The sequence below is a fragment of the Paenirhodobacter populi genome (assembly GCF_004022215.1).
Taxonomy (GTDB): domain Bacteria; phylum Pseudomonadota; class Alphaproteobacteria; order Rhodobacterales; family Rhodobacteraceae; genus Rhodobacter; species Rhodobacter populi.
On record NZ_SAUZ01000007.1, the window covers coordinates 15,680 to 28,552 of the forward strand.

The 12,873-nt window shown below is 58.2% G+C and carries 7 protein-coding genes and 1 tRNA gene; all 8 read right to left on the bottom strand.

Annotated elements, in window-relative coordinates; translation table 11 throughout:
* Positions 1 to 24 precede the first annotated feature (24 nt).
* The 8 genes from D2T30_RS07740 to D2T30_RS07775 all read right to left on the bottom strand — a co-directional run bounded on the left by D2T30_RS07740 (position 25) and on the right by D2T30_RS07775 (position 12,823).
* Positions 25 to 3,426, bottom strand: a complete 3,402-nt coding sequence (locus D2T30_RS07740; RefSeq protein ID WP_128208408.1) for an Eco57I restriction-modification methylase domain-containing protein — start codon at positions 3,424 to 3,426, stop codon at positions 25 to 27.
* 12 nt (positions 3,427 to 3,438) lie between these two features.
* Complete coding sequence (locus D2T30_RS07745) at positions 3,439 to 6,825, bottom strand: helicase-related protein (RefSeq protein ID WP_128208409.1); 3,387 nt, start codon at positions 6,823 to 6,825, stop codon at positions 3,439 to 3,441.
* Between the two features lie 36 nt (positions 6,826 to 6,861).
* Positions 6,862 to 7,752, bottom strand: coding sequence for a tyrosine-type recombinase/integrase (locus tag D2T30_RS07750; RefSeq protein ID WP_380729908.1), 891 nt, complete (start codon positions 7,750 to 7,752; stop codon positions 6,862 to 6,864).
* Positions 7,753 to 7,989: 237 nt separating this feature from the next.
* A complete protein-coding gene (locus D2T30_RS07755) occupies positions 7,990 to 8,547 on the bottom strand; it encodes a hypothetical protein (protein ID WP_128208410.1) in 558 nt (185 codons plus the stop codon).
* 229 nt (positions 8,548 to 8,776) lie between these two features.
* Complete coding sequence (locus D2T30_RS07760) at positions 8,777 to 9,391, bottom strand: hypothetical protein (protein ID WP_128208411.1); 615 nt, start codon at positions 9,389 to 9,391, stop codon at positions 8,777 to 8,779.
* 373 nt (positions 9,392 to 9,764) lie between these two features.
* A tRNA-Ala gene (locus D2T30_RS07765) sits at positions 9,765 to 9,840 on the bottom strand.
* A 498-nt stretch (positions 9,841 to 10,338) separates the two neighbouring features.
* Positions 10,339 to 11,868: a bifunctional aminoglycoside phosphotransferase/ATP-binding protein gene (locus D2T30_RS07770; RefSeq protein WP_128208412.1), complete on the bottom strand. Its 1,530-nt coding sequence runs from the start codon at positions 11,866 to 11,868 to the stop codon at positions 10,339 to 10,341.
* 76 nt (positions 11,869 to 11,944) lie between these two features.
* Positions 11,945 to 12,823 (bottom strand): LysR family transcriptional regulator, encoded by an 879-nt coding sequence (locus D2T30_RS07775; RefSeq protein WP_128208413.1) that lies wholly within the window; start codon positions 12,821 to 12,823, stop codon positions 11,945 to 11,947.
* Positions 12,824 to 12,873: the final 50 nt, after the last annotated feature.

The window sequence follows — 12,873 nt, forward strand, 5'->3', positions numbered from 1 at the left end:
AACCCCAACCTATTATGGCTATTCTCAATACTCTTGCTCCTCGTAAACCCCGACTCCCGAAAGTCCAGACTTGGCAAATATCGCATTATGCTCGCGAATATCTGCAAAGAAGCCGTACTCAATTCCGACATCGGCCTGCTCGATAGCAGTGTCGATCTTCAGCACTACATCTTGGCACCCGGGCAGAAAGAAGTTCCCAATCCTACCCTTGTTATCTTTGAACACATACTGAGCACGAAGGGCGATAAGTAGCTCTGCTCCCAGACTGGAGATCAACGCTCGGTCTCTTGCCGAAAACATCCTTGTCGAAACAGGAAACGCATCAAGCAACCATTTCTTGAGATTGAACCCATCAGAGGCAACCGACCACCACCAGTACCCCATCGAACTGCACAGGAGTGCGAAAACCAAATTGGCCTCGTCTTCGGTCGCAAATCGATAGCCTGCCGTTCTCGCCGGTAGCGACGGACGTCCATCGACATCTGTCGTCTCTGGGATTTCTCTCCAAGCTGGAAACCAGTTGTATGCAGTTCCTCCAACATAGACAGCATTCCGTGGAAATCTTGGCGCCATCCTCGCCAAGGCAGCGAACGGAATTGTATCCCTCAGGTCCAGTCCAAGCGGTAGGTTTCGTTTAAGCAAAGCATCAACTGTTCTAGATTGGATATTCGAGCTTAGCTTCAATATGCGCGGTCCAATTTCAGATGGAACACCCGAATAGGTAAGCCTCGCAAAGAGCGTGTCCCTGGCATCCGCGCTCCAACGGAACAAGGCAGTCGACAGGGTATTCTTCTTCTGTGAAGAATCTCTAGAAATTACAACTATCGTACAACGTGTCCGGACCTCATTTCCGAACAGAGCGCTTGGTATCCGATCAAAATGAGAATAGGCGGACAGTGTGCCTTCTGTTTCTAGGACTTCGCGCAACTTAGTGTAGGGACGTTTCGTCGAAAACGCCAATGAGAGCGGCAAGATCATTCCAAACTGGCCTGACTCTGCCCTTAGCAGTCGCAGACTGCGTTCGACAACCAGCGTATACAGGTCCTCATCTCTACTCCACTTCTCAAGCGCAGTCTTGAAGACTGAACGCAGGAGATGGCGATTTGTGTGTTTCGGTATCTCTGCATAGGGCGGGTTGCCGACGATCACATCAAAACCACCCGCATCCATGATTCCGAAGAACTCAATGAACCAGTGGAACGGACGATGGGATTTCGCCCAAGCATCCATCGCGCTCAAATCATTCAGCTTTACACCACAAGACTTGGCAAGCTGATTATTCAATCGCTGCTCAAGCACACCCAAGCGCTTTTTCAGCTCTTCCTTGTCCGCCCCAGGTACTGAGCCATCGCCCATAATTTGCCGTCGCCGGAACTCATTAAATGCCTGCTGTAGGTCAGCCGCCTTCGGTCTTATCTGCTCAAGCTCTTGCTGCCTGATCCAGTCGCCCTCTGCGCTCTTTTCAACCTCCGCCCAAGTGGCATAGCCGACGAGCGTGTTGCCTGCCTTGATGTTGAAGTCGATATCCGGCAGCGGCTCGATCCCAAGGTTCGCGGCCCGCATATCGGGCTCTACCTGCGCCGCCAGCTTCAGGAACAGGCGGAGTTTGCAGATCTCCACCGCCTCTTCCATGATATCGACGCCGAAAAGGTTGTTCAGGATGATGCTTTTCAGGATGAAGTAACGGGCGTTGGGATGCGCATCGATGCGCGCAAGCACTTCGCGGAACCCTTTGGGGTTGTCTTCTTCCTTGCCGCTTGCGCGCTGCCGGTCGGCCACAAAGGCCTCCATCCGGTCAAAGCAGGCGGCATAAAGCGGTTCCAGGATGTTCAGCGCGGCAAACAGGAAGGCACCCGACCCGCAGGTAGGGTCAAGCACGGTGAGGTTCTCGATGGCCTTCCAGAAGGCGCGAAGAAGATCAGGCCCCTCACACCGTTCGATCACATCCTGGACAAACTGGCGGATATCGAGGTTCAGGGTGATCAGATCATTGATCTCTCGCACCTCGCCGTTCGCCAGTTTGGCGCGCACCTCGGCATAGCGGGTGCGACGGGCAACAACCTCGCGCCAAATCTCGGTGGGGAGGGAGAAGTCAGCGGGCGCGCTGCGGTTCCAGTCGCCGCGCTGGGCAACGTCTGCGATCCCCGCGGCTATGTTTGCGGGGAGGTCGTGCGGCGAATCTAGCGGTGCCCCACGGCCTTCGTCGGCATGGATATCCCAGCTGATGCCATGTTTCACCGCTGGGTAGATATAACGGTCAGGATCATCGCGCAGATGGTCCCAGACCGTCGGGCCGCCGGGGTTCTCAAAGGCGACGTTGCACTTGGCTTTGGCCGCATTGAACAGAAAGGGGATCACCGTGTTTTTCGAGATGTACTCGGTGATATCCCCCTTGGTGTAGTAGGCTCCCATCTGCTTTTGGTTGATGTACTTTTCGAAGATGTACCCGAGGACGTCTGGGTTGATCTCGTTCTCGTTCCGCAGCGGCCGCTCGTCGAGGTGCCAAGTGTAGCGGTCGAAATAAGCGAAGATGCGCTCGAACGCGGCATCGGGGATCTGGATGTCGGGGCAGCGGTCTTCGATTGGGTGCTTTTCAAAGAGACCACCGTTCAGGTAGGGAATCTTGCCGAGCAACCTAACCAGTTCGGGATCATGTGGGCGACTGCCGAGGCCCTCATGGAACAGGCGGATCAGGAAGTAGCGGTAGAAGGAATAGAAGGCGTCCTTGCCCTTTTCCGCCTGGCACTTGGCCAAACGGGTCCGGAGGTAGTCGGACTCGCCGTTCAGAAAGCCCTTCTTCTGCATGAAGTAGATAAACATCAAGCGGTTCAGCATCAGGGATGCGTACCACTCCTTGTCAGCAACGTCCTCGATGCCCGAAATGAACCCGAGGAAAGCCTTATGCTCCTTAGTGAACTGGTCGAAGAAGCGCTTGGTCACGCGTTCGACGTCGAGGGCACTGCGCAGGCGATTGGTGACGTCTATCAGACCGAGGCCACCTTCCTCGGTAAAGGTGAAGGTAATGGCTTCAAGCTTCTGAAGGAATGCCCGGTTGGCGCTACCTACACGCCAGAAATGCTCGAGCACGGCCACAGGCTTGCCCGGCTCTCGTCGCGCCCAACACCAAATCTGCTCCCTCTTGGCGCTGTCGGTAAAGATGATCAGATGCTCGAGTGTTGTCTTGGCCACCTGGCGCTCGATCTTCTTCCGAACCTCACGGTCCGGGAGAAGGGCGCCGGGAGCGGAATCCATGCGCCAGACGACGACACCTCTTTTCTGGGCGCAGGCATTGAGAGCGAAGCTATCCCCCTCGACGTCCACCGTGAGCGACGCGGCATGGTTGTCCCAGCCCATTTCATCGATGAATAGTCGCTGGAAATCAAAGGCGTCCAGTAGGACACGCGCCCGTTCGACCTTAAGTTTCATGATCGTGCACCCTCAATTCGTCCCACTAGCTAAGCCGAGCGAACAGATGATCTGCGGCTCGTCCTGCTGCTGCTCATCTTGTACTATGCAAAGCCGGTCTTCCTCTCGCAGCGCCAGCACAAGATCGGCCAGTTTTTCGTCAGAAATCCCTAGTTTGAGCTGCCGGTTCAGTGTGTCTGTTGCCGCCTGGCGCAACGGGAACCTATAGATCTCTTCGACCGCCCTAGAAAGTTCCGGCGTATCAAAGAGCTCTCCTTTTACCTTTGCGGCATAGTCCTTGAGACGCTCATACGTACGGAATCGTGCTCCTGTCGGCCGCCCCAGCTGACCTCCGACCTTCTTCTCTTCAGCAGCGATGTGTGAGACAGCCTTGCCCACGATAGCATGGTGATGATCCTGCCGCGGAAGTGCCATCGTGCCAGGCTCACAAGCCGCAGCCCGCAGAATTTCAAACTGCGACTGGGTAACCGCATCCCCAACGTGGTCCACCCACGTCAGTGCATCGTTGCCTTGTGCTGTTCGCATGTAGACCAAAGCGCCACCGGGCCGATTTGGCGATGGAGCATAAGCCTTGGTCGCATAAATCACGTCCGGCAAAGACGGAACAAGTCTCGCCAGCACAGGATTACTCTCGGTCGCGTTCCGCCATATCTGATAGGCATAAGAAGCAAGATCAACCTCAGTGTCTGCGTCTCCGTCTAGGATGCCCGACTTCTCGCTGTAGAGATCAATCAACGCCCCTGAGTCCCCTTCGTCCTCAAAGAAACTCTCATCTGTTCCGACAACTTCAGCATTTTCACGAAGCCGTTGAGAGACCCGTGCACGAAGATTGATAAGCCGCTCTACGCCATCCGCGGGAAGGAACGAATAGCAGCGGATTTCAGCCGCCTTCTGGCCAATTCGGTCAACTCGGCCAGCACGCTGGATGAGACGAATAATGGCCCAAGGAAGGTCAAAGTTCACCAAGATGGAACAGTCCTGAAGGTTTTGCCCTTCGCTCAGAACATCAGTGGCGATCAAGATCCGCAGCTCGTCCTGCTCCTTCACTTGAGCCCGCTTACCGTTCGAAACAGGGCTAAAGCGCCAAGCGTAGCTTGTTGGGTCCTCAGTTTCTCCCGTTACGCCAGCAACTGCCTCAAACCCCTTCTTTTTCATCTGGCGCTCAAGATAACGCACAGTGTCTGCGAACTGGGAGAAGATCATGACTTTTTCTGTCGGGTGCGTCGTTTTCAGAAGGGATAGCAGGGCTTCCAACTTTCTGTCTTGCGACGCTTTCCAGGGACCGCAGTCATTAAGTATTTTCATCAACGTCGCGCTATCCTCGAGGAGATGCGATCGCAAATCTGAAACGAAGAGGCCTGGGCGCAGCCACTTAAAGCGCTTCTTGAAGCGCCCAGAGTACAGTTCATACGCATTAGCAGCCCTTCGCTGAAACGACGGGATATCCCTCAGATTAAGGGCCTGTGCTGCCTGGAAGAGGTCATCTTCGCCCTCAGCCACTATCTCAGCATCGGCGCTCTGGTCATCGATGTCTTCATCATAATTTGCGGTGTCCAAAAGGCCCGCATCCTGCGTCCCGAGCGGCAGGGGGAGGTCATTTTCGATAGCGTGTAGGAAAACATAATTCCTAAGGACATGCCGCTCCAAAGACTGTTGAAATGCTTCACCACTACTTTCAAGGCGCTTAAACAGGTTCGTACGACAGAAACCCATGAGACGCTTCCCCGCGCGAGACAGATCATCCAGCTGACGAGCCTCCGGCGTTGTGGGAGGGCTATCCGGAGCAGGAGCGACATAATTCCCAAGGCCATATCTCGGCAAATGCATCTCATTTATCGCATCCACAACCGAGGATGCATATAAACCAGCATACTGATCTGTCGCGTCCTCATCACTGATCTTAAACTTGACCGTGCGTGGACGCCGTTCCGGAAAATAGGAGCGCGCCCCATCCTCAAAAGTCAGATATCGCCGACCATTCTCCGGGTCTGTGGAGGCGTAGTTTTCTTGAATGAAGGTGCGGGTTCTGCGAACCATATACAGGCGCATGAGTTCACGCCAGTCGTCTGGGAACTCGCTCTTCTCGAAAGCCGCCAGTGATCGAACCGAACATTGATGTCGACGGATGAACTCGGTCTCGCCTATGCCGGATAGCAACCGTTCGGGGCGGATTCCTAGGTCATGATCCTCCGGCACAAAGAGTCGAAGTTGGCTAGAAAGGTCGATGTAGGCCTTGTTGTATGGTGTAGCCGACAGGAGAATGCAGCGGCTCTCGTTTTCGGCAAGATACTCCCGAATCGCCTTATAGCGTTGCCCCTCTCGGTTTCTGAGGTTGTGGCTTTCGTCAATTAGGACCAACCGGAACCGTCGCAAATTAGGAAGCTCACGAACTGCACGTGTTACCGATAAGACCTTTGCGATTAAGCGATATTCTTCAACATAACCCTCCCACATCTTCACCAAGTTCTTTGGGCAGATGATGAGAGTTTCAGTGGAGTGATCATCCTGAAAAATTTTCGCCACCGCTGTGGCCATAAGTGTCTTTCCAAGACCAACGACATCCCCGATCAGAACACCACCTCTTTTCTGAAGATGATGCGCAGATATTTTCACAGCGGCTTCTTGATACGGAAAAAGCTTCTTGCCAAACTCCCTCGGTATCCGAAACTCACTTAGCCCTGAACGCGCCTCTTGGGCTAGGTGATATGCCATTTTTACATAAATCAAGTACGGATCAACTAGATCGTCTCTAGCCCAACTCTCTTCGATGACTTCAATCAGGTCGGAAGTGATATCAATACACCACCGGTCTTCCCAACGATCGTCGAACCAGTTAGTCAGCTTCTTTGTTGCGTCATGATCTAGAACATCAACATTAAGCTCGCCTTGCTTTGAAAGCCCGGATAGCGTCAAGTTGCTGCTTCCCAAGAACCCAGTAATCGGATTGTTCGGATCAGAACGAAACATCAAGTAGAGCTTGGCATGAAGGGTATGCCGAAGAAAAAGCCTTACGACCACTTTTCCAGATCGTAGCTGTTCGGCCAGGCGCCGCAGCCCTGCTTCATCCTCGTTGCTTGGCATTCCGAGCGTTAGTTGCGCACGGAACTCCTCCGCAAGTTTGCGCTTCAGACGAATAGCGGTTTGATTATCTAGTGCCGGTTCTTCGTTCCCGACCCCCAAAGCAGAGCGTAGCTCATCTTCAGGCAAACGCTGCATGCCGACGAGAAGTCGACAACAAGAGCCTTCGCCACCAGGCCAAAGTGCAATCAGATCATCTATGGCCTTCCATCCGCGCAGATTAAAATATCCGACGCAGAAATCACTTCGATTGGATACCCTCAGTGTGTCACGCAGGGCGGGCAACAGCCCACTTTCAATATTGTCAAAAACTCTAGGCACCCACGGTCCCCCTTCCGGCATTCTGCGGCATTGATGTCAAAGTCTTCTTCGGGAGAGCCTGATGACCGCGAGCAACCTCCGTGCACACCTCATAGAGCCTGACCGATCGCATAAGTTCAAGAGATCTATGCAAGGCTCTGAATCGTCGAGGAGCCTTTTTTCTTCGATTAGCATCTGATGCTTGGCCTTGGGTTCAACGTACTGCATCGGCACAACCCGCAACTGCGACTTCAGCATCTCACCCACGAGGTTCACCTCGGCGCGTCGAGAAGCGACTAGGCAGAACATGACGGTAGCGGCGAGGGCGATAGCTGACAGAAAGACTTTCGGTGACCGGTCGTAGCGGGAGGCAACCCTTCGCCAATCCTTCAGGCGGCCGAACATGATCTCGATCCTGTTACGGCGTTTGTAGCGACGCTTGTCATACTTGATGGGCTTTCCCTGTTCGACATGGATCAGCATCCGGTCGCTGTCGATATCGCCGATCTTCAGGTTGCAGACCTCGGCGGCGCGCAGTCCCGCGCCGTAGGAAATGCTCAGCGCGGCGCGATACTTCAGCCCCGGCCCGGGCGCCGCCATCAGAATGTCGGAGACTTCCTCGACGCTGAACACCACCGGCAGTTTGCGCGGCTCGGTCCTGAACTGCATGAACCGCTTCATATCCTCGCGCCCGCAGGTCATGCCGAAGAAGAACCTGAGCGCCACGATCCGCACATTGAACGTCGACGGCGTGACCCCGGTGTCGGTCATGTGCAACTGATAGGCCCGCAGTTCCTCGCGCGTGGCCGCATCAGGCGAAGGCCCGAGAAAGGCCGCGAAATCCTTGATGGCACGGATGTGCGCTTGCTGGGCCTTCTCGCCCATGCCACGGATGCGCATGTCTTCGATCATCCGCTGGCGCAGCGGGGTGGTTCGTTCCTCCGTCATAGAAACCTCCTGTCTGATGAAGGGGAAAGTCCCCAATCGTCAGACAGAAATGCACGCAGCCAAATGCACGCGGCTCATATCATCGCTGAACCCTCACCAAGGGCGCCAATGCCGCGGAGCGGCTTCGTCCATGGGCCGAGGCTGGAAGGGGGCAGAGGTGCGTTCCGGCCAGTAGCTCGACGCTTCGAGACAGAAGGAGACGACCAGGTCCAGCGCATGGCTTGATCCTAATCAAGATCATGCTTGATTTCGTGCAGCTTGATCTCGCATCATAATAGCCATCCATACATCCATGATCCTTCCGCGTTCGTGGCGAACCTTATCCCGCCATTCATCGATTTCTGCAGCCGTATGCGCGTATCTCTTGTTGGCTTCACGCGATGCAATATGACCTAACGGATCCAGCGTGGAAGAAAGAAAATTGCCTCTCTTCACAATGAGACCGTCAATGGTCTCGTTGATCTCGGAGACGTGCCCGTGAGCAATCTCGTTCCTTGTTGGAGCGAGTTTGTCTATCTTCTTCATTGCGTCGGTCACTATAGAGGTTTCCTCTGGCGTCGCACGAGAGGCATGGTGCCTTAGTGCGGACTTTATCATCATTGCCCGTGATTGCCGCGGGGCAACCCGAAAAGTCTCGGCTGCCACCGGTTCCTTCGCTCCGCAAAGCTGCGTAAAAAGCATTTCAAGTATGTCCTCGGATGCCTCCCACCATGAAAGAGCAATACCCACAGACAGGTAGACCTCATGTGCAGTTGGAGAGCCCTCGCGGGTAGGTGGCACGACATTCTGGCTCATTTCAATAACCTTTCAACGTAGAAACTTCCGTAAAACGGACTGATGTTTCATCCCGCATCAGAGACATTGCCCGGTTAGAATTGCTGCGGCAAGCATGACTGACCGCTCTGGGGAGGCCGCCCTGTAGCGCTCGACGGTAGTCGACCGGCGGTTAAGGGCCGAGCGCGTAGCGCTAAGGCTTGGCGGCTCATACGCCCATGCTGCTGCGCCGCGTGACCGGTTCGATCCCTCACTTCATGAACAGGATCCCCCTGGCTGACTTTTCGCACAGGATTTTGCATCTAATCATTCGCCCGATCGCAAGACGTTTCGGATACCATCGCCCATCATAAAAGACCTCAATGTGTTTGCTGGGCATCGTGACGATCGCAGTTAGCCTGCCTTCACGCGACTTGGCTTCGCCAATGTTGGCGGGGCGGAGGTCGAACATCGACGATGGATATTCGTGAATGAGTGGGAGATCGGGCCGGAAGGTTCGTCCTTCAAACCCTGCCAAGCTGATCCGCGTCATGAGCCGCATGGGGCGGTCGAGTACACCTGCCCGACCCTTTAGTGCGAGGACAACGCTGTCGAGAGGCGACGCCCCAAGAGCGTTCGCTGTCGGTTCATTCGATTGAAAGGCGATGGCATCTTCGACATCGGTGAGGAACCAAAGGCCGCACCACGACTGCCCTATCTGCAGCTGAGGGATGTGAGCGTGGTCTTCGATTCGGTCGATCTGTGCAAAAATGCGATACGGTCGATCCTCCAGAAAATATTGTTCGAAGATTTCCCAGACCGATTCCAAACGATAGACATACCTGCCACCGAGGGCATCGATATGACCAATTTTGTCTGGGGACACGATGGAGACTCCAACCGACCGCTGCGAACTAAAAGACGTCGGTGACACCGTAACTAAAACAGACCTTCACGTACATCTCAGTGTAAGTCCGTTCCGTCCTCACTTCAGACCGTAGCGCCTCGGAAAATGCTGCACGATGCCACGGATGACCGGTTCGAGTGGGCCGCACCGCAGCGAGCCCGAACCTGGCGAAGGTCTGGATAGGGCCGAACATGTCAGACGCACCCTGCCGAGCCGCATGACTGCCGCACGCACTTTCGGCGGGAAAGATCTACTTTGCGGGAGTTCTGTGCGCCAAGAAACATATTGACAGCAGTTCGGCAATCTTATGCTTCCGATTTGCACTGTTATGCTTCGCTGACACTAAACGGCTTGGTGGAGCTGAGGGGGATCGAACCCCTGACCTCATCATTGCGAACGATGCGCTCTCCCAACTGAGCTACAGCCCCTCGCCGTGGCGGTGCTTTTGGCGCAGCCGCGGGCGCGTGTCAAGAGCCGACGCGATACGGGAAATGACAATTTGCATATTCCTCTCGGACTTTCGCGCGGGACACTGGAAGGAAGCCGGCGCGCCTCCCCGCCTGTAGAAAATACTCCGGCGCAGATATGCAAATCCTGCTGCGGGACCGCGAGGTTCCCCGTGAATCCGGTCGTGATCGCGTGCCGACAACTGCATGAGGTCAGCGGCGGGGGGATCGGGTGAGATCAGGTCGTCTGACAGATATCTCAAGTCTTCGTCAGGATGTCCTCGATGTCTGGCCCCGGCCGAGGTTCTGGGGTGTATCGGGCTCTGCGTCTTCGGAAGGCCCGTGGCCCTGCGGAAAAGGTCTCGGCTGGCCGAGCCGTTCCCCGGCCTCTGGTCGGTCGGCAAACGCACGTCCCTCAAACGGGTGAACCTCCGCCCCGCAATGACCTCACGGACAGAGGCGATCGCGGGAAATGCCTGCTCAGCACCTCTGGTCAAACAGCCGGGGCAGCCGCTCCCGCAGTTGATCGAGCACGCGGGGGAGCGGGGCCGCCGCGGTTATGGATTGCCAGCCGGGGGGACATTGCGCCTGCGCGGACTGGCTCCGGACCACCTCGGCCGTCGCGTCCGAGGCATCCGCGCCGCGATGGTCGACCCGGTCGATCGCCGCCGCGACCGGCAGGTCGAGCCAGATCCCGTCGAAAGGCACCCGCTCGCGCGTCGCCAGATTTTCCGCACAGGCCCACCACTGCGGGTCGAGGAACGTCGCATCGAGGATCACCGGCCAGCCCGCGCGCAACGCCACCCGGGCGTCCCGGGCCATCCGGACCAGAACCCGGCGGCTGACGCGGGCGGAATAGGCCTTCGCGGGCAGATGCGTCTCGGGCGCCACGCCGGCCAGCCGCTTGCGCACCACGTCGGAGCGCAGGACCACCGCCCCCGTCAACGCCCCCATCTGCGGCGCAAGGCCGCGCGCGACGCTCGACTTGCCGCTGCCGGACAGGCCACCGACGGCGATCAGCCGCGGCGGGCCCGCCCCGCGCAGCGCATCCTGCGCGAAGGCGAAATCATGCGCGGCCTCGGCCTCGGCCCCGCGCGAAGCCGCCGTCATCGCCCGCACCGCGCCGCGCATCGACAGGAACAGCGGCATCAGCGGCAGCCCGCCATAATCCCGCGTCGCGCCCAGATACCGGTTGAGCACCACATTCGCCAGATCGGGATGCCCGCGCATCAGCAGGTCCGAGAGCGTCAGCGCCAGATCATACAGCACGTCGATCGAGGCGATCGCCTCGTTGAACTCGATCGCGTCGAAAGGCACCGGCCGGTCCCCGATCATCACCACATTGCCAAGATGCAGATCACCGTGACAGCGCCGGATCCGCCCGGCGCGATGGCGGCGCGCCACCAGACCGCGGTGCACGATCCGCGCGCGATGGGCGGCGGTGCACCAGCCCTCGATCCCCTCCGCGAAGGCCATGCCCCCCGCGGCCTGCCGCAACGCCCCGGCGATCTGCTCGATCCTCCCGTCCAGATCCGCGTCGTCGCCGAACCCCGGCGTGACGGGCGCGGCGCGGTGCATCTGCGCGATCTCATCGGCCAGACGCTCGGCGATGTCGCGGGTCAGCCCGCCCCGGTCGCACAGCCGCGCAAGCTCCCGCTCGCGGTCGAAGCGGCGCATTTCGACCAGCCATTCGACCGGCTCCCCTGCCCCGCCCAGGTGCAGCGCCCCCTCCCGCCGGACGACCGGAACGACCCCCAGATAGATATCGCCCGCCGCGGCATTCACCTCCATCTCGCGCCGGCAGCTTTGTTCGCGGTTCGCCAGCGTGGTGAAGTCGAGGTAATTCGTCCGCAGCGCCCGCTTCATCTTCCACGCCCGGTCTCCGGCCAGAAAGATCCGCGAGATATGCGTTTCGACCCGCTCGACCGCCGCGCCGCCATGGGTGGCGGGATCGGCAAGGAACTCGATCACCGGCTGCTGTTCCGCCTCTGTCACCCCGGCCTGCGCCATCCTGATCCCCCGTCGCAAGCGGCCCCGCCCCGGCCGCGCCTATCACGTTAGCACCATTCGGACGGAATGGGCGGCCTCAGAGATTTTCCGCCAGATAGTCGATGAACACCGCGACCCGACGCGACAGGCGGCGGCTGGCCGGATAGACGGCATAGAGGTTGATGTCGGGCAGGGTGAAATCGTCCAGCACGGATTCCAGCCGCCCGGCGGCCAGATCCTCCTCGATGTCGATGCTGGATTTCAGCACCACCCCCGCCCCCGCGATCGCCCAGTTCCGCAGCGCGCCGCCGTCGTTCGCCGTCCTGTCGCCGCGGATGCGCACGCCGAATTCGCGGTCGCCCTCGCGGAAATGCCATGTCGTCTGCGGCGCGTCGGGCCGCGCCAGCACCATGCAGTTGTGCTGCGCCAGATCGCGCGGATGCGCGGGCCGCCCGGCCCGGTCCCAATAGGCGGGCGCCGCGCAGATCTTGCGGGTGCCGCACAGCAACAGCCTCTGGCCCGGGCGCGACCCGACAAAGGGGCCGACGCGCACCGCCACGTCGAAGCCCTCCTCGGTCAGGTCGAGCACCGAATCGCTCAGCATCAGGGCGACGCTGATTTCCGGATTGGCGCGCATGAAGCGGTCGATGACCGGCACCAGCCGGTTGCGGCCGAAATCGTTCGTCCCGGTCACGCGGATCTCGCCGCGCAGGCGGCCGCGGTCGGCGGCGGCCTCCATCGCCTCGTCCACATCGGCAAGGATGCGGCGGCAATCGGCAAGGAAGCGTTCCCCCTCGGGCGTCAGGGACAGCCGCCGGGTGGTGCGCGTCACCAACGGGGCGGCCACCCGCTCTTCCAGCCGCTGAAGGCCGACCGTCACCGTCGCGGGCGACAGCGACAGGGCCCGCCCGGCGGCGGCAAGGCTGCCGTGATCGGCGATCGCCACGAACAGCCGCAGCAGGTTGAACTGATCCATAATTCGGCCTGTCCGAATAGTCCCTTATCCAGTGATCTAATTATGTGTCA